Source organism: Phyllobacterium sp. YR531 (genome assembly GCF_000282595.1).
GTDB lineage: Bacteria > Pseudomonadota > Alphaproteobacteria > Rhizobiales > Rhizobiaceae > Phyllobacterium.
This window is the reverse complement of record NZ_AKIZ01000016.1, coordinates 136,844-152,958: the sequence shown is the minus strand read 5'-3', so window position 1 is coordinate 152,958 and position 16,115 is coordinate 136,844. Positions and strand designations below refer to the sequence as shown.

General features: G+C 51.0%; 16 protein-coding genes. 5 read left to right on the top strand and 11 right to left on the bottom strand.

Going from position 1 to position 16,115, the window contains the following annotated elements; genetic code table 11:
- Positions 1 to 121 precede the first annotated feature (121 nt).
- The 6 genes from PMI41_RS07870 to PMI41_RS07845 form a co-directional block, all read right to left on the bottom strand.
- The gene (locus PMI41_RS07870; protein ID WP_008123525.1) at positions 122 to 1,081 is read right to left on the bottom strand and encodes a methyltetrahydrofolate cobalamin methyltransferase; all 960 of its coding nucleotides are present in this window, start codon (positions 1,079 to 1,081) and stop codon (positions 122 to 124) included.
- Between the two features lie 10 nt (positions 1,082 to 1,091).
- The gene (locus tag PMI41_RS07865; protein WP_008123523.1) at positions 1,092 to 1,964 is read right to left on the bottom strand and encodes a methylenetetrahydrofolate reductase; all 873 of its coding nucleotides are present in this window, start codon (positions 1,962 to 1,964) and stop codon (positions 1,092 to 1,094) included.
- A 16-nt stretch (positions 1,965 to 1,980) separates the two neighbouring features.
- Positions 1,981 to 2,283 carry a virulence factor gene (locus PMI41_RS07860; RefSeq protein WP_008123522.1) on the bottom strand — a complete coding sequence of 101 codons (303 nt, stop codon included), beginning with the start codon at positions 2,281 to 2,283 and terminating at the stop codon, positions 1,981 to 1,983.
- Positions 2,284 to 2,400: 117 nt separating this feature from the next.
- On the bottom strand, positions 2,401 to 3,072 hold the full coding sequence (locus PMI41_RS07855; protein ID WP_157179336.1) for an exopolysaccharide biosynthesis protein: 672 nt from the start codon (positions 3,070 to 3,072) through the stop codon (positions 2,401 to 2,403).
- 70 nt (positions 3,073 to 3,142) lie between these two features.
- Positions 3,143 to 3,718 (bottom strand): DUF4893 domain-containing protein, encoded by a 576-nt coding sequence (locus PMI41_RS07850; RefSeq protein ID WP_008123520.1) that lies wholly within the window; start codon positions 3,716 to 3,718, stop codon positions 3,143 to 3,145.
- A 74-nt stretch (positions 3,719 to 3,792) separates the two neighbouring features.
- Positions 3,793 to 4,416 (bottom strand): DUF1638 domain-containing protein, encoded by a 624-nt coding sequence (locus PMI41_RS07845; protein WP_008123519.1) that lies wholly within the window; start codon positions 4,414 to 4,416, stop codon positions 3,793 to 3,795.
- A gap of 68 nt (positions 4,417 to 4,484) precedes the next feature.
- Between PMI41_RS07845 and PMI41_RS24600 the strand changes: the two genes are divergently transcribed.
- Positions 4,485 to 4,640: a hypothetical protein gene (locus PMI41_RS24600; RefSeq protein ID WP_008123518.1), complete on the top strand. Its 156-nt coding sequence runs from the start codon at positions 4,485 to 4,487 to the stop codon at positions 4,638 to 4,640.
- 61 nt (positions 4,641 to 4,701) lie between these two features.
- Here PMI41_RS24600 and PMI41_RS07840 read toward each other — a convergent pair whose 3' ends face one another.
- Positions 4,702 to 5,400, bottom strand: coding sequence for a cobalamin-binding protein (locus tag PMI41_RS07840; RefSeq protein ID WP_008123516.1), 699 nt, complete (start codon positions 5,398 to 5,400; stop codon positions 4,702 to 4,704).
- 242 nt (positions 5,401 to 5,642) lie between these two features.
- On the opposite strand from PMI41_RS07840, the gene PMI41_RS07830 reads away from it, so the two are divergent.
- Both PMI41_RS07830 and PMI41_RS07825 read left to right on the top strand, forming a co-directional pair.
- A complete protein-coding gene (locus PMI41_RS07830) occupies positions 5,643 to 7,229 on the top strand; it encodes a trimethylamine methyltransferase family protein (protein WP_008123514.1) in 1,587 nt (528 codons plus the stop codon).
- Between the two features lie 89 nt (positions 7,230 to 7,318).
- Positions 7,319 to 7,993: a hypothetical protein gene (locus PMI41_RS07825; protein WP_008123512.1), complete on the top strand. Its 675-nt coding sequence runs from the start codon at positions 7,319 to 7,321 to the stop codon at positions 7,991 to 7,993.
- Positions 7,994 to 7,996: 3 nt separating this feature from the next.
- Here PMI41_RS07825 and bmt read toward each other — a convergent pair whose 3' ends face one another.
- Together bmt and PMI41_RS07815 are read right to left on the bottom strand one after the other, a co-directional pair.
- Positions 7,997 to 9,010, bottom strand: a complete 1,014-nt coding sequence (bmt, locus tag PMI41_RS07820) for a betaine--homocysteine S-methyltransferase (RefSeq protein ID WP_008123511.1) — start codon at positions 9,008 to 9,010, stop codon at positions 7,997 to 7,999.
- An 89-nt stretch (positions 9,011 to 9,099) separates the two neighbouring features.
- A complete protein-coding gene (locus PMI41_RS07815; RefSeq protein WP_008123510.1) occupies positions 9,100 to 9,936 on the bottom strand; it encodes a helix-turn-helix transcriptional regulator in 837 nt (278 codons plus the stop codon).
- A 118-nt stretch (positions 9,937 to 10,054) separates the two neighbouring features.
- Here PMI41_RS07815 and PMI41_RS07810 point away from each other — a divergent pair, with 118 nt between their 5' ends.
- Both PMI41_RS07810 and PMI41_RS07805 read left to right on the top strand, forming a co-directional pair.
- Positions 10,055 to 11,092, top strand: a complete 1,038-nt coding sequence (locus PMI41_RS07810) for a fatty acid desaturase (RefSeq protein WP_008123509.1) — start codon at positions 10,055 to 10,057, stop codon at positions 11,090 to 11,092.
- Positions 11,093 to 11,101: 9 nt separating this feature from the next.
- On the top strand, positions 11,102 to 11,869 hold the full coding sequence (locus PMI41_RS07805) for a PhnD/SsuA/transferrin family substrate-binding protein (protein ID WP_008123508.1): 768 nt from the start codon (positions 11,102 to 11,104) through the stop codon (positions 11,867 to 11,869).
- Here PMI41_RS07805 and PMI41_RS07800 read toward each other — a convergent pair.
- Positions 11,846 to 14,422 carry an FAD-dependent oxidoreductase gene (locus PMI41_RS07800; RefSeq protein WP_008123506.1) on the bottom strand — a complete coding sequence of 859 codons (2,577 nt, stop codon included), beginning with the start codon at positions 14,420 to 14,422 and terminating at the stop codon, positions 11,846 to 11,848. The two genes, PMI41_RS07805 and PMI41_RS07800, sit on opposite strands and share 24 nt — an antisense overlap.
- A 58-nt stretch (positions 14,423 to 14,480) precedes the next feature.
- A complete protein-coding gene (locus tag PMI41_RS07795) occupies positions 14,481 to 16,061 on the bottom strand; it encodes a trimethylamine methyltransferase family protein (protein ID WP_052025870.1) in 1,581 nt (526 codons plus the stop codon).
- Positions 16,062 to 16,115 lie beyond the last annotated feature (54 nt).

The following is a 16,115-nucleotide window of genomic DNA, read 5'->3' as shown; positions in this document are numbered from 1 at the left end:
TTGCTGAGGCTTCAGGCGTTTTGACGGGTGCATTCACGATCGGTGCTCCAAAACTTTCGAGGTGAGGGGCGTTTCCGCCCTTCGCCTTTCTATGTTAGGCTTGATATCAGGTGCAAACCGTTCAGCTTGCGACCCCGCGTCGCGCATCACGTCCACCACGTCGACGACCACCCCCGGAATCTGCTGGAACTGAAACTGCCGGTGCAGCGCCGCCCGCCGCCGGTTGGTGGTCGCGGTATTTCTTGATCCAATAGGTACAATTGGCATCCGTGCCATTCAAAACATTGGCGGCGTGAACAGCTTCCATTTCCTGCGGACGGCAAGGGTTCATGATTGCTGACGTCATGCCCGCACCGATAACCATTGGAATAAATCCAGCATTAATGCCATGACGATGCGGCAGACCGAAAGAGATGTTTGATAGGCCGCAGGTCGTATTGACCTTCAACTCTTCGCGCAGGCGGCGAAGTAGGGCAAAGACTTGACGCCCGGCATCTCCGAGAGCCCCAATGGGCATGACTAGCGGATCAACGACAATATCATGAGCCGGAATGCCAAAATCGGCAGCCCGCTGGACGATCTTCTTGGCGACGGCGAACCGCACGTCTGGATCCATTGAAATACCGGTCTCATCGTTCGAAATAGCTACGACAGGGACATTATACTTCTTGATGAGAGGCAGAATTGCCTCAAGCTTTTCTTCTTCGCCAGTGACAGAGTTCACCAGAGGACGCCCCTTGGCAACACGCAAGGCAGCTTCGATGGCCGCCGTTACCGAACTGTCAATCGACAAAGGTACATCAACAAGATTCTGCACGATTTCTAGTGTCTTAACCAGAAGATCCGGTTCAGTTGCATTTGGATCAACTGCTGTGACGCCAGCATTTACGTCCAACATGGTTGCTCCAGCAGCAACCTGTTCCAAGGCATCCTTGATAACCGTGTCGAAGTTCCCGGCCACCATTTCAGCAGCAAGTTTCTTGCGCCCGGTTGGATTTATCCGCTCACCAATCACACAGAAGGGCTGATCAAAACCGATGATGATCTCTCTGGTCGCCGAGGCGACGATCGTACGGGTCATTCAAGAATCCTTAATTCGCGGCCGAGTTTGCAGCTTGGAAATGTCTTGTATTCAAATCCCATGAACCGCGATCCGTTAGCCATTCTGCAGATTTCTTCAAGCCGCCAAATGGAAAGACGTGTATCTGCTTGATCGCAGATGAGGGGTTAGCGATTGCATGTTGCTCGATCGGGCCCACGACCCCTTCAGGGGAATGACTTGTGGCGAGCGCAGTCAGAGAAAGAGCATTCTTTTTCAGAAAGCTGATGGAATTGCCAACACCACACATTGCAGCATATTTGATCAACGTCGTGATTTTTGCTGGTCCGGCAACTCCAAGATGTACTGGCAAATCTACTCCGTGCTCGCGTAGCGATTCTGAGTATCGAATGAAGCGGTCGGCATCAAAACCAAACTGTGTCACGACGCGCAGGTGGGCACCCGTACGTTCGCCGAAGTTCTTCTTAAGGCGGAGGGCTTCAAGAGCAACCGCTTCAGAAAATTCTGGGCTGCCCTCCGGGTGACCGGCAACACCCATTTCAGTAATGCCGTATTTGTCAAAAAAACCGGTTTCGAGCACCTGCATTGTGGAGGAGAATTCACCAGCCTGACGCTCAAGGCCACCGCCGATGACAAGCACATCCGTAACACCCGCTTCCTCTGAAGCGCGGCGGATACGGGTTTCCAACGCGGACTTGGTCGAGAGGCGGCGAGAAGCAAAATGTGGAATAGGCTTATAGCCAAGATCATGAATACGCTTTGCTGCGGATGTCAGAGTATCAACGCTGTCGCTGCCCATATCGGTAATATAGACCCTTGTACCAGCCGGAAAAAGTCCTGGAAGGTCTTGGGATTCGATAGCCTGGCGCGCTGCGACTTCAATTGATGCTGCGATTTTCGTCATTGGCTTCGCTCTCAACTCATGAATTGTCATGTCCACCTGCCTTTACAAGCGCCACAAGGCGTTCCCGGTCGTAATCATTGTCAATGCGGGCGAGGGCTGCATCAGCCTCGGTCTCAAGATCATCACTCACAGGCACTGGCGTGCCGCGGCGCCATTCCGCAAGATAGGCGTCTGAATCTTTGGCACCTATGCGCATCGCGCACATATCTATAGCTTCAGTAAAGCGAAGGGGGAGCTCGCGTTTAGCTGCCTGGCGTCCTTTTTTGACGGTTACCTGAGCAGGTATGTCCCGCCAATAAACGACAATGAGATCAGCCATGCAATCTATCCTCCGACAAGGACGGTTTTGCCGGAAAATACGGGGGAAAGCTAGCTATCTCACGACGCCCGGGCACTCAAATGCGACGTATCGGGGTGGCGTTTTTGCGACGAGCTATCAGAACGGCCAAAAACTTGCAGCATAAGTAATTACACTGGCAGCAACGAAGGCAAACCCGGCAACTATACCTATGGAGACTATGCCTATCGTGAGACCGGCAAACAACAATCTCCCATCGCGTTCGCACAAGGCTATGCCGACAATAGCAGTTGCAAGTGCCGGCAGCCAGTTTGAAAGAGGCATTGGTAGAACGACTGACATGCCCAAAATCGTGGTGAAAGCACCAAGCCAGCGATCGCCTTGTTTGCGCCCAAACGGCCAATTACGAGGTTTTATAAAGCGTTCAAGCCACTGTAACCAAGGCACAACTTTGTCTGAAACCTGTTTGAAGCGCTCAGGCGAAATTGATTTGGAGCGTAAAAAAGAAGGCAGCCAGACGGATTCTCGTCCCATGACCATTTGGACCGATACAAGGACAAGCGGTATCCCAGTTACGATACCCGTGCCTGGCGGTAATGGCAGCAAATTCAAAATTGCAAAGAACGTCAGCAGTGCAGCAAAACTGCGATCAGTAAATGCCTCTTCAAGCTCCGTGAAAGAGACGGGGGCCTTTGCCGAAAGGGAGAGATCCTTGAATACCTGCGAGAGGGGACGCGGATCGTTATCAGCTTGAACCCCGTCTACTGCATCGTCAGCGATCAGTTTTTCATTTCCATCAGTTGCAGTCATCGTTTCGTCTTTGCCCATGCTTTCGACGCATATGGCGTGAGCTTGGTGACATTGCAATGACGAAAGGGATTTAACGCTTCAACTCCAAAATGTCCAAAAGTGACTCTCGTGCTGGTGCCGGAAACTCGATCCTGAAAGAATCCTTTGATGTTCTGTAAGCATACCCCACCTCGTCAGTGTCGGCACCCGCACCATATTTTTTTGGCTGTTCTCCCGCGACATAACCACTCCCAAGATAGGTTAAGCGAGTGTCGCTATCGGTAAAGAACCGGCCCTTAGTGCGTTGTGATCCACTTATCTTTTCGAGTAGCCAACCGGCACCGTCGTCAGTAATCCGGCATTTAAACCAGCCATAAATTACGAGAGGTGTTGTCTTTCCAAGTTTGGTAGTGCGGCACTGCCAATTTCCCGTGAGATCGAAATCTTCACTAAAGCCAAGCGTCGGCGTTGAGAGAGTCTCGTTGAGTTTTGCCACATCCGCTGGCTCGCCGCCCTTTCTGGCTTCGTCCAATGCCTGCGATTTCGTTGTTTCGTAAGTTTCAAGACGCGCCTTGTCAGACGCGGTAATGATACTGTTAATCGCGCCGTCCGCATAAGCAGATCCGGCAACACAGATGATGAAGAATGTCAAAATGGGAAGGCGCATACAGAGAAATTTCCTGTTGGAATCATCTACAGCAGAAATGATTTGAACCCGCCCATATTATGGCAAGGATGTGTTTAGTGATTTGCTGCGGCCCTGAGGGCGGGTACGAGGTCACCATATCCGGTCAATCGCCGCTCATAAGCCAGTCCCAAAAACTCAGCAGCCTTTTTGGCCTTGATGCTCAATTCCGGATCATCCGTCTGCGCCATGTAGATCATCTTCCTATAGTTGCCGAAATACATTTCGCGCAGCTCAGGATGACGATCCAAGCCTAAAGGTCTAACCATGAAGGCATCGAAATGTCGCGCCAGAAAATCTGTCATGAAAAATGACGTCATGTCCTCATCCCATTGCGCCGCAAAAAGATCATTGCCCGCATAGAAAGAAAAGCAATGAGGACCAGCAATGCGCTCGACACCATGCTTTTCGCAAACACGGTCCAGAAGCCCGCCTGTTCCGCAATCCGCATAGCCGATAAAAATATTCTTTACACCTTCAGCCTTGGCCTTTTTTATCGCCTGTTCCACCGACGGCGCAATTTTGTCGGGGTAATGATGATACTCTGCCGGGAGACAGGTGAGTTGCAAATGCTCCAAGTCAAATTGTTGACGTATAGCCAAGATCTCGCGCGCAATCATGCCGCAAGCAATGACCCTAACAGTCTCAGGTCGAATTTTCTGGTTTCGGCTAACATTCATGGAACCGATGTTGCTCCATCGCGTTATGCGAACGTTGGATTTAATTTATCAGAACGGGAGACATTTCCATGAAACTATCACACCTTGCTCCGATTGCAGCTATCCTTGCTGTTGTTACACTTGCAGGCTGCGCTAACACTATCCGAGGTGTTGGAGCAGACACAGCAAATACTGTAAATGCTACCCAAAGTGCTGGTCAGCGAGTTGCCAATTCTGCCCAATAAGGGCGTATACCATCTTTCCCAAGAACCGGACGGCCACAATAAAATGTGGCCGTTTTGTTTCTCATGCTCCAGACATTTGATTGTGCTTGCGTTTCATGAATGATTTGGCGGTTTCAACAGCTACCGCCGCATCGCGACAATAGGCGTCAGCGCCAACTGCCTTGCCAAATTCTTCATTAAGAGGAGCGCCGCCGACCAAAACAACGTAGTCTTCGCGAATACCTTTTTCCTTCATCGTATCGATAACGACTTTCATGTAAGGCATTGTCGTGGTTAGAAGGGCAGACATTCCAAGGATATCCGGCTTGTGTTCTTCAATTGCCGCCAGATAATTCTCGACGGGATTGTTGATGCCCAGGTCAATGACATCAAACCCTGCACCTTCCATCATCATGCCGACAAGGTTCTTACCAATGTCGTGAATGTCCCCCTTGACGGTACCAATAACTAGCTTGCCCTGTTTGGGTGCGCCTGTAGCTGCAAGAAGGGGGCGCAGGATGAACATTCCCGCTTTCATCGCATTGGCTGATAGCAGCACTTCAGGTACGAATAGAATACCGTCGCGGAAATCCTCGCCGACAATACGCATTCCCTCCACAAGTGCCTCGGTGAGCACTCGATATGGTACCCATCCGCGCTCAAGCAGAATATTGGTGCCTTCTTCGATTTCTTCCTTTAGGCCATCGTAAAGATCGTCGTGCATTTGCTCGACAAGTTCGTCGTCTGAAAGCTCCGAAAGAATGATTTCATCGTCGGCCATTTCTATGCTTCCTTTCGCGCCTCAAGCAGATGTCAACAACGGTTCTGGCGTTTATCTATCATATCGGGCAAGTTGCTGAAAACACATTGCTTAAATGCGACCTCGTAAATGACGAAAACGACTGTTGGTTGTCTCCGATGCGCCACCCGGTGCCGCACACGGAAACGCTCTTGCAAGCTGTGCCGCTAGGATTTGATGAGTTGAAGAAAAATCTGCGCTTGTGAAGCGCTGAGGAGAAGAAAATGAGTGAGGATACGTCAGTTGATGCTTCCGCTGAAACGGAAACAGGCAGTGGCCGTCGCGGACGGGGCGCTGGTGCGGGTGCCGCTGCGCGTCGTGCAGCGCGATCCGGCGGCGGCCCTGGTAAATCGCTGACCTATATTACCCGCAAGATCAATACCTATGAAGTGCTGGATGAAGAAGGATTGGCGATCATCGAAGCCAACGCCGACACGGTGCTGGAAGAGATCGGTATTGAGTTTCGCGACGATGCAGAAGCCTTAGCGCTTTGGAGAGAAGCTGGCGCTGATATCAAAGGTGAACGTGTCCATTTCCCCAAAGGCTTGCCACGATCGCTTCTGAAAACGGCGCCTTCAATCTATACGCAGAATGCGCGTAATCCGGAACGATCAGTGCAAATTGGTGGTAAAGCGACAGTTTTTGCGCCTGTATACGGTCCCCCTTTCGTTCGCGATCTTGATGGCAATCGCCGATATGCGACAATCGCCGATTTCCAGAATTTTGTGAAACTCGCCTATATGGCTCCATCCATCCATCATTCAGGTGGTACGGTTTGCGAGCCTGTGGATGTGCCGGTAAATAAGCGTCATCTTGATATGATCTATGCTCATATCAAGTATTCTGACAAACCGTTCATGGGTTCCGTCACCGCCCCGGAGAGAGCGGAAGATACGATATCAATGTGCAAATTGGTGTTCGGTGAAGATTATCTTGACCAGAACACCGTGCTGACCAGCCTTATCAACGCAAACTCGCCTATGGTCTTCGATGAGACCATGTTGGGCGCACTAAAAGTCTACGCTCGTAACAATCAGGCCTGTATTGTCACGCCGTTCATTCTTGCCGGCGCAATGAGCCCAGTAACTGTTGCTGGGACATTGACTCAGGTCTTGGCGGAGGTTTTGGCGGGTGCTTCGTTTACACAGCTTATCCGTCCCGGTGCGCCAGTAATTTTCGGAACATTTGCCTCATCAATCTCGATGCAATCTGGAGCACCGACGTTCGGTACGCCAGAACCGTCGCTTGTGTCTTACGGTGCAGCACAACTTGCACGGCGGCTCGGCTTGCCATTCCGTACAGGTGGCTCACTTTGTGCTTCGAAAGTCTCTGACGCGCAAGCGGCATACGAAAGTGCTAATACTTTGAACTCAACACTCTTGGCAGGTACAAATTTTGTACTGCACGCAGCAGGCTGGCTGGAAGGTGGACTGGTTTCTTCCTATGAAAAGTTCATGATGGACATCGATCAGCTGGGGATGGCTCAGAAAATCGCTGAAGGCGTCGATCTTTCTGAAAATGGTCAGGCCATGGATGCAATCCGGCAGGTCGGACCCGGAAGCCACTATCTTGGGTGTGACCATACCCAAGCGAACTTTCAGACGGCCTTTTATCGGTCGAACATCGCGGATAATAATTCCTACGAGCAATGGCTCGCTGAGGGCGAGAAGCGTGCCGATCAACGCGCTAACGAGCTTGCTCGTCGCTGGTTGGAAACATATGAAGCGCCATATCTCGATCCATCAATTGATGAATCCTTGAAAGAGTTCATTGCCAAGAAGAAGGCGTCAATGCCCGACGCCTTCACCTGAAAGAAGCCCGAAGATGGCCGGGCTAAAGTGGCCGATCTTATCCATAAGGATGTCTGGGCCTCGGCAGTAAAGGGGTAGGATATCAAGGGATGAGTGCTGATGAAATGCTGAATAGAGTAGCTGCCGGATTGGGACCTTTTGGTCTCGTTCCGCGTGGCTGCTTTGTTTTTGATCAGCAAACACAAGCACCGACCATGATTGGTCACGTAGCATCAAAAAGTGTGATCATGGTAGGGCACTTCGGATCGGCGATATGGCCGCATTTCGTAGAATGGCGACGAACTCATTCAAATGTAACTGATCCGCTCGACACCTGGTCAAAAGAAGTACTGTTCAATGTCGCCAGTCAAGTTGGTGCAATCGCCGTTTTTCCTTCAGATCAGCCCTATCAACCATTCCAGCAGTGGGCGAAGCGGGCAGAAGGACTTACTGCATCACCTCTCGGATTACTGATCCATCCCCAGTACGGGCTTTGGCATGCTTTCAGAGGTGCATTGCTGTTTGATTACGAAATAGAAATGCCACAGCCAAGTTCGCTTACACATCCTTGCGATATCTGTCTGGAAAAGCCTTGTCTTTCTGCCTGCCCCGTTAATGCCTTTAGCGAAAATAGCTTTGAAGTGGGTCGTTGTCGCGATTATCTTTCAAGCCAAGGCTTTGAATGTATGGATAATGGCTGCAAGGCACGACTTGCGTGCCCTGTTGGTCAGGAACATGCTTATTTGCAGGATCAACAACGCTTCCACATGTCTGCGTTCGCTTGAAAATTAACCGCGTCTGCCACGCCGCTCACGTTTCGGCATGTCATCTGCATGGGCGGCAAGCTTGTTGCGCATTGGCCCGATGATCTCGATGATCTCTTCGACTGTCGGGCGGGCGCCTTGCTTATGCCCGTCCAGCGCCTTGCGCATTGCTGCTAAGTGTTCGAATGACGTACCGCAGCAGCCACCAATGATTTTTGCGCCGCCGTTGATCGCCAGACGTGTATAATCCGACATAAGTTCAGGAGTGCCTGAATAAAAAATCTCGGCGCCACGAAATTCAGGAATACCGCAATTTCCTTTTACTATGATCGTTGCAGATGGATCTGCTGCGGTCATGTCGAGCAGTGACGCCAAAATATCAGACGCGCCAACGCCACAATTGGCACCGACCGCTACCGGACGCTCCGCTAAACCATCAACTACACCGTGAATCTCTTTAGGTGGCAGACCCATCATGGTTTTTCCGGCCGTATCGAAAGAGCCGGTGTAAACATAAGGCAAGCCGACTTTAACAGCTGCCTCTGCCGCTGCACGTATTTCACCGGGTGCAGACATGGTCTCAATCCAAGCCACGTCGACTCCGCCAGCCTTTAATCCCTCCAGCTGCTCGGTGAAGGCTGTGACTGCTTCTTCTTCAGTAAGAGCACCAAGTGGAACGAGCAGCTCGCCCGTGGGGCCAACAGAACCCGCGACAATAACTTTTCGCCCAGCCTTATCAGCAACACTGCGTGCCAATTCTGCGGCTGCCTTGTTCAAGTCAAAAACGCGGTCCTGCGCGTGATGCAACTTTAGGCGATGACGTGTTCCACCAAATGAGTTTGTAAGTATGATATCGGCACCGGCGTCGACAAATCCTTGATGCAACGCAATGATCTTATCAGGCTGTGCCTCGTTCCAAAGTTCCGGCGCTTCACCCGCTTCGAGGCCTGTGGCGAATAAATTCGTACCTGTGGCTCCGTCTGCCAGTAGTATACCTTTTTCAGTAATCAGGTCGGCGAGCGGATTTGCAATGGTCATGAGAACGTCCTCTGGATCGATAGTATATCGATATAAAGAAGTCTTTATATGTGGTCAATTCTCATTTGCGACAAGGTTTGACGCTGGGATTATTTGATTGCCAGTGACGACACATAATCGGCAATCTCATGGGCATTAATCTTGGCAACGCGGATCAAACCATCGAAATGCCGCTGCATGGTCAAAACGGCTTCCGTGGTATTAAGCACCAAGTACATACCGCCTACGAAAAGGGCGACCCGATAAGGTCCGAAAACCGTATAGGGCACCGAGAATTTTTCTCGCCCATCAAATAGGTATAGACGGAACGAAGGATAAAGCTCGTTCAGCAAACCAGACATATGTTCAAGCTGTTCGGCTCGAACCTCTTTGGTCAGTTCATTCCAAATGCCGTATCCCGATGCAAAATCATGCAAGGTCTGGATGGGCATGCAGACTTCCATATCTGTTCCTGGCTGTCGATTATAATCGAGGCGAAAAGCAGTTTCGCTCATCTGGGCGGCAGGGTCGCGATGGACCATTGATGTTTCGTAGGCAATAACGGCTGGTGTTCTTAGCAGGTCAGGGATACGTGCAGGTACATACCGTATTTTGCTGCCGGTGGCTTCGGCATGCCAACGCACCAGAAGCGTGCGTTCGAAATTATCGGGTCCCTCTTCTATCTCCATGCTTGGACGCAGTTCGCCGGTAATTCCTTCATCTTGGCTGAGGCCAAGCAACCAATCCAGCGAAACGGAATGGCGCTCCGCAATATTAAGTAAAGTTTCTACCCTCGGCAGACGCGTCGACTGACCCGACAAAAGTTGTGAAAGTGCGGATCTGTCAATGCCAACGGAATGGGCAAAAGCCGACTGGTTATCGCCGCTGCGATTAAGGAGGCTTTTTATTCGCGCTTGAAATAGACGTGAAAGGTCGCGCTTATCCATGGTGTTGGTCGCCATTTGTTTACAATATACCACAATTGCATTATTTGGTGCGCAAAATCAACACATAGGCGCAATTGTATCATTGCTGACAGTTCCTGACAGTGAGACCATGAAAAACATGGAATCAGAAAGACATACCTCAACTGCATCATCTGTAGCTGCAAATCAGAAACGGCGCCGTACTGTTGAATGGCCTACCGTAAGCTTAATGGTTTTATGTTACGGCCTTTGGTTTTTTGCCGGACTTTACCTTTATGCACTAATGCCCGTTCTGGCACTTATATTGATGGCGGTTGCTGTCGCTTTTCATTCCTCGTTGCAACATGAAGCTCTGCATGGCCATCCGACACGCAATGGCACGATCAACGAGTTACTCGTTTCACTGCCTTTGGGTCTTTTTTATCCTTTTCGGCGGTATAAGCATCTGCATCTCAAGCACCACGCTGATGAGCGCTTGACTGACCCTTATGACGATCCTGAAAGCTATTTTCGTGCTTTAGGGGATTGGGAGAAACTGCCAAAGGCTTTGAAAATCTTGCTGAATTGGAACAATACGCTGATAGGGCGGGTGGTGATTGGCCCAGCTTTAATGGTCGTCGGATTTCTTATTAGTGAATTCAAGTTGATCAAGGGTGGGGAACGTAAGACACGCAATGCTTGGGTTCTGCATCTGCTGGGTTTAGCGCCAATGCTCGCTATAGTGTGGTTCGCATTTGGTATACCTGTCTGGATTTATGCCTTGACCGCTGCCTATTTGGGATTGTCGATCATTGCCATTCGCACCTATTGCGAACACCAATGGTCCGAACGCCCGGACGGGCGAACCATCATTGTAGAGAAGTCGCCTCTTGCTCTGCTGTTTCTCAACAATAATCTGCATTTCGTCCACCACAAACGTCCAACGGCGCCTTGGTATGATCTACCACAAATTTATGACGAACAGCGAGAAGAATGGCAGCGAATGAATGGCGGTTACGTCTTCCGCAATTACTTTGAAATCTTGCGTGCTTACGCATTTCATAAGAAGCAGGAAGTGGTCCACCCTGTATTGCGCCGCGAGCCGGCAACTGCTCGGGCATTCCGTCCCCGCCGTCATGGCATCAGCCTGCAAGGTGGCACGACTTTGCCTATTCCCGCCGAGCCGCCTAAAGACTAAGTGTAGCGCATGACACTTATAGCCGCTTTGCCAATGTATGATTGGCCCGAACGACGCGCAGAAGTTGACGCACAATGGTTCTTATTGCGGGATAGTCTACGCTCCAGCGGTTTCGATGCCCCAGCGTACCTTACAAGGCGTAATGCCGATCTCCCTGCTGTTCCGGGTGGCATCAAGGATGCAACAGGAACCATTATCGCTCCTGATCCGGAAACATTGCCACCAGAAGAATTGGATCTTTCGGTGCTTTGGAGACACCCCGCATTATTACTAGCGCAGACTTGCTGGGGGCCGATGGAACTCGGACTACAACAACATGTGTATGTTGCTGGCCAGGATGACTACTCTGCCATTGAAGGTGGTGATGGGCCACTCTATTCAAGCCCAATCGTAATGAGACGCGGAGAGGGGAGCAGCATTGCTTCACCACGTGATGGTGATCCGCGACTGCCTATCGAATTAATGAGGCGCAAACGCCTTGCATTTAACAGTCACGATTCAATGTCAGGTTATATTTCATTGAAACGCGATCTTGAGGCTGGTGGTGAAACGCTTGAACTGTTTAATGGTCATTACGAAACAGGCGGTCACCGGAACTCAATTGAAGCGGTCGCGTCTGGGCGTGCTGATGTAGCGGCCATAGACTGCAAATCATGGGAACTGGCTCAGCGATATGATGGTTTCGCCAGCGCTCTGATTGTTGTGGGTTGGACGGGCAGGCGCAAGGGCCTGCCCTTTATTTCAACGCAGAAATTACCCGCGCATCTTTTCGCCTGATGGGTCGAATGGCGGCTCGATATTAATACGGGCTGCACGGCGGCGGCCAAGGATTTCTATCTCAAACAGGCCGTGGCTTTCATTGTCTGCCAGTTCTGCAGGTACATATCCCTGCGCCATAGAGCGTTCAACATAATGGGCATAACCGCCGGACGTAACCCAACCCACGACACGCCATTCGCCTTGTACGGCACCGATATCACCAGTATTCGCAACGACTTCGCCCTTTTCGTTGAAACGAGGTGCGCCAACTCCATGGCTGGCCTGAACAACACCGTAATCCTTTAAAACTTTTGCCCATATTGGCTCATCGCCCATTACATCTGCTGCATCATCTCCTGGCGGTACATCAACGATGAGTGACACACGCCGCAATTTTGTGCTCATTCCAGAATCAAAATCGTTTTTTTCTTTCGATGCAGCATCGCGACCAATGAAATCACTCTTGGCAAGTTTGATGAAGCGATCCATAGACCCTTCATATGGACCGTAGATCGGGCGCAACTCCCGATACCATGTCGGGAAATTCTTTTCGAGACGCATGGAAAGCAGTGCACGCATGCCAAAGTCAACTATTCCATATTCTGCTCCAGCATCCTTAATCGCTCTGTACACGAGGCGCTGATAAGCTGGCTCCATCCATATTTCGTAACCAAGGTCGCCAGTATAGGAAATGCGGTTTACCTTGCAGGGCGCTCCTCCCACAGCCATTTCGCGATAATCCATGAAGCGGAATGCAGTATTCGAAACATCCTCGTCGACAAGTTTGGCAAGTACGTCCCGAGCTCGCGGCCCGGCGATTGAAAGGCCGACCAAAGTTTGGTCGAAGCGATGAATAGAAACCGAGCCATCCTTAGGCTGCTGCTTCTGGAACCAGCGCATATGATAGCGCTGAGCTGCGGATGAACCCCAAATAACGAACCGATCATGAGCGGCCTTGGCAATAGTAAAGTCACCAATCAACTTGCCTTCGTGATTAAGCATGGGTGTCAATACCAAGCGCCCGATTTTTGGCATGGTGTTAGTCATGAGGTGCGATAAAAATGCTTCAGCGCTGGTCCCCGTAATCTCATATTTAGCGAAGTTGGCAATTTCGGTAACGCCGACACGCTCACGCGTTGCCCGCACCTCATTGCCGATATGTTCGAAATCATTGGAGCGGTGATAAGAAACTACATCCTTTGCTTCTTTACCTTTCGGTGCAAACCAAAGAGGGGTTTCCAGCCCCCAGGAATCTCCCATCACGGCGTTCTGCGAAAGCATTGTTTCGTAAAGAGGAGTTGTCTGCTGAGGGCGGGCGGCGGGCAACTCTTCATTAGGAAAACGGATGGAGAAGCGGCGAGAGTAATTCTCACGTACCTTTGCGTTGGTATAACGCAGCGTTGCCCATTCACCAAAGCGGGCAACGTCCATTCCCCAGACGTCAAAGCCCGGTTCGCCGTGTACCATCCAGTTGGACAGTGCAAGGCCAACGCCGCCGCCTTGGCTGAATCCAGCCATAACAGCACAAGCCGTCCAGTAATTTGTCAGGCCGGGCACTGGGCCAACGAGCGGGTTTCCGTCGGGTGCAAATGTGAAAGGCCCGTTTATTATTTGTTTAATTCCGGCTTTTTCGATACCCGGAAAATGTTTGAAACCGACTTCAAGGGATGGAGCGATACGGTCAATATCCGGTGCGAGCAGTTCGTGACCAAAATCCCAAGGCGTATTGACGGGTGACCAGGGTTTGGCTGCCTTTTCATAAGTACCCAGCAAGATGCCATTTCGTTCTTGCCTGGTATAGATCTCACCTTTGAAATCCATGACACCAATCAGTTCACGACCTGTGCTTTGATTGAACTCCATTACCTCCGGAACATCTTCCGTCAGTAGATACATGTGCTCCATTGCAAGAACCGGAAGTTCCAGTCCTACCATCCGTCCGACTTCACGAGCCCAAAGCCCACCGCAATTAACAACGTGCTCCGCTTTCACCGTGCCTTGTTCAGTGATGACATTCCAGGTGCCATCCACTTCCTGCGTCAATTCAACAACGCGATTGCGCAGTGATATTTCGGCTCCAAGCTTGCGGGCCGCTTTAGCATAGGCGTGTGTCGTTCCAGATGGATCGAGATGGCCTTCAACTGGATCCCACATTGCGCCGACGAAATTGGTTTCATCCATCAGGGGGAACATTGCTTTCGCCTCGGAGGGAGTTATAAGCTCGGTATCCATGCCGAGATAACGCCCACGCGCATGGGCGAGGCGCAAGAAATCCATACGTTCAGGACTATCCGCCACCATGACGCCGCCAGTAAGGTGCAGGCCGCATGACTGACCAGAAAGTTCTTCGATTTCCTTGTAGAGACTAACTGTATAGGCCTGCAGTTTGGCGACGTTTGGATCACCGTTCAGAGTATGAAAACCGCCAGCGGCATGCCACGATGAGCCGGAGGTCAGCTCGGAACGTTCAATCAACAAGACATCAGTCCAGCCTGCTCGGGCAAGGTGATACAGAACGGAGCATCCGACAACACCGCCGCCGATGACAACTGCTTTAACGTGCGATTTCATGCAATTAAGCCTCTTAGATGCAGATGTGATTCAATATATTGAGAAACTGATTCAACGTTCAGAAGTCGGTTGGCGCGCCGCCTTCAGACTTACGCCTGGCTACGAAGGCATCGATTTCTTCTTCAATTGCTGGATCGATAGCGGGTTTAACATAAGTTGCCAGCCGTTCCTTCCAGATGCGATTTGCGCGCTCAATCGCTGTGGGAGAGCCAGCTTCCTGCCAGCTTTCGTAGTTACGCCAATCTGAAATTATCGGAGCGTAAAAAGCAGTTTTGTAGCGTGATTGCGTGTGGGCGGTGCCAAAGAAATGTCCCCCGGGACCAACGTCGCGCATTGCCTCAATGCCCAGTGCATCATCGGAAAGATCCAAAGGTGTCAGAAACTCCGCAACCATCTGCAACAAATCGAAGTCGAGGATCATCTTTTCGTATGAACAACACAGTCCGCCTTCGAGCCAGCCGGCGGAGTGCAGCATAAAATTTGCACCGCCCTGAATGGCACCCCACAAGGAGAAGACTGATTCATACGCGGCCTGAGCGTCGACCGTATTGGCCGCGCAAACGTTTGAAGTGCGATAGGGAATGCCATAACGACGGGCCAATTGTCCACCAACCATCTGGGCCTTCATATACTCAGGGGTACCAAAAGCAGGTGCACCGGACTTCATGTCGACATTGGAAGTGAAGCCTCCGTAGCCCACTGGTGCACCCTTTTTGACCATCTGGGTGAATGAAATGCCGGCCAATGCCTCAGCATTTTGCTGCACTAATGCACCTGCAATGGTGACTGGTGCCATGGCGCCGGCAAGTGTGAATGGCGTTACAATGACTATCTGACCATTGCCCGACATTTGGATAATGCCCTCCATCATCGGAATATCGAGCTTGAGCGGTGAGTTGGTATTTATGATCGTATAGCAGGAAGCTTCTTCCTGTAGTTGTTCGCGGCTAATCCCCCGGGCAATCCGCGCGATCTCTATGCCATCTTCATTACGCTCTTTGCCGAGAGAGTAGATGTGAAATGGTTTATCAGTGAGCGTTGCAAGATCTCGGATACATTCCAGGTGCCGCACCGAAGGGTGGATATCTATCGGCTCTACCGGATAACCACCTGTCGCATTGATGATATTGTGCATCTGCGCCAGTTTCAGGAAATTCCGGAAGTCCGCCTGATTGCCCGATCTCCGTCCATTGTCTGTATCAGAACAATTCGGAGCGGAGCCCATTTGGGCAAAGATCAGGTTATTGCCACCAAAGCGGACATTGTGTGCTGGATTACGTGCATGGAGGGTAAATTCGGATGGCGCATGCCCGACATATTCGAGGATCATATCTTTGTCGAAGTGTACGCGAGCTGTACCGGGGCGTACGTCAGCGCCTGCCTGCTTCATGATATCCCGAGCGCCATCGTGAAGAACATCAACGCCGATTTCCTGCAAAACTTTTAGCGACGCATTATGGATCGACTCCAGCTCATCGTCCGAAACCACTTTCGTGGGTGTCAAAGGGATTTTGAGTTGGCGAAAAGGTGGTTGGTCGAAAGCACCACTTTCAAAGCTGCGTGGACGGGAGCGTCCTCCGCGTCTGCCGTGATCTCGCGATGAACCAGTATTGTCTATCTCGATCGCAGGTTCGCTCATCATGCATGCCCTCTATTACACCCTTGACGGGCGATAGGGCCACTATTGCCAGAG

Bases quoted from the DNA above. Each gene is read 5' to 3' on its own strand.
- PMI41_RS07850 (WP_008123520.1), bottom strand. From the start codon at position 3,718: ATGCGCCTTCCCATTTTGACATTCTTCATCATCTGTGTTGCCGGATCT.
- PMI41_RS07830 (WP_008123514.1), top strand. From the start codon at position 5,643: ATGAGTGAGGATACGTCAGTTGATGCTTCCGCTGAAACGGAAACAGGC.
- PMI41_RS07860 (WP_008123522.1), bottom strand. From the start codon at position 2,283: ATGGCTGATCTCATTGTCGTTTATTGGCGGGACATACCTGCTCAGGTA.
- PMI41_RS07795 (WP_052025870.1), bottom strand. From the start codon at position 16,061: ATGAGCGAACCTGCGATCGAGATAGACAATACTGGTTCATCGCGAGAT.
- PMI41_RS07825 (WP_008123512.1), top strand. From the start codon at position 7,319: ATGAGTGCTGATGAAATGCTGAATAGAGTAGCTGCCGGATTGGGACCT.
- PMI41_RS24600 (WP_008123518.1), top strand. From the start codon at position 4,485: ATGAAACTATCACACCTTGCTCCGATTGCAGCTATCCTTGCTGTTGTT.
- PMI41_RS07865 (WP_008123523.1), bottom strand. From the start codon at position 1,964: ATGACGAAAATCGCAGCATCAATTGAAGTCGCAGCGCGCCAGGCTATC.
- PMI41_RS07855 (WP_157179336.1), bottom strand. From the start codon at position 3,072: ATGACTGCAACTGATGGAAATGAAAAACTGATCGCTGACGATGCAGTA.
- PMI41_RS07815 (WP_008123510.1), bottom strand. From the start codon at position 9,936: ATGGATAAGCGCGACCTTTCACGTCTATTTCAAGCGCGAATAAAAAGC.
- PMI41_RS07870 (WP_008123525.1), bottom strand. From the start codon at position 1,081: ATGACCCGTACGATCGTCGCCTCGGCGACCAGAGAGATCATCATCGGT.
- PMI41_RS07800 (WP_008123506.1), bottom strand. From the start codon at position 14,422: ATGAAATCGCACGTTAAAGCAGTTGTCATCGGCGGCGGTGTTGTCGGA.
- PMI41_RS07810 (WP_008123509.1), top strand. From the start codon at position 10,055: ATGGAATCAGAAAGACATACCTCAACTGCATCATCTGTAGCTGCAAAT.
- bmt (WP_008123511.1), bottom strand. From the start codon at position 9,010: ATGACCATTGCAAATCCGCTCGCCGACCTGATTACTGAAAAAGGTATA.
- PMI41_RS07840 (WP_008123516.1), bottom strand. From the start codon at position 5,400: ATGGCCGACGATGAAATCATTCTTTCGGAGCTTTCAGACGACGAACTT.
- PMI41_RS07805 (WP_008123508.1), top strand. From the start codon at position 11,102: ATGACACTTATAGCCGCTTTGCCAATGTATGATTGGCCCGAACGACGC.
- PMI41_RS07845 (WP_008123519.1), bottom strand. From the start codon at position 4,416: ATGAATGTTAGCCGAAACCAGAAAATTCGACCTGAGACTGTTAGGGTC.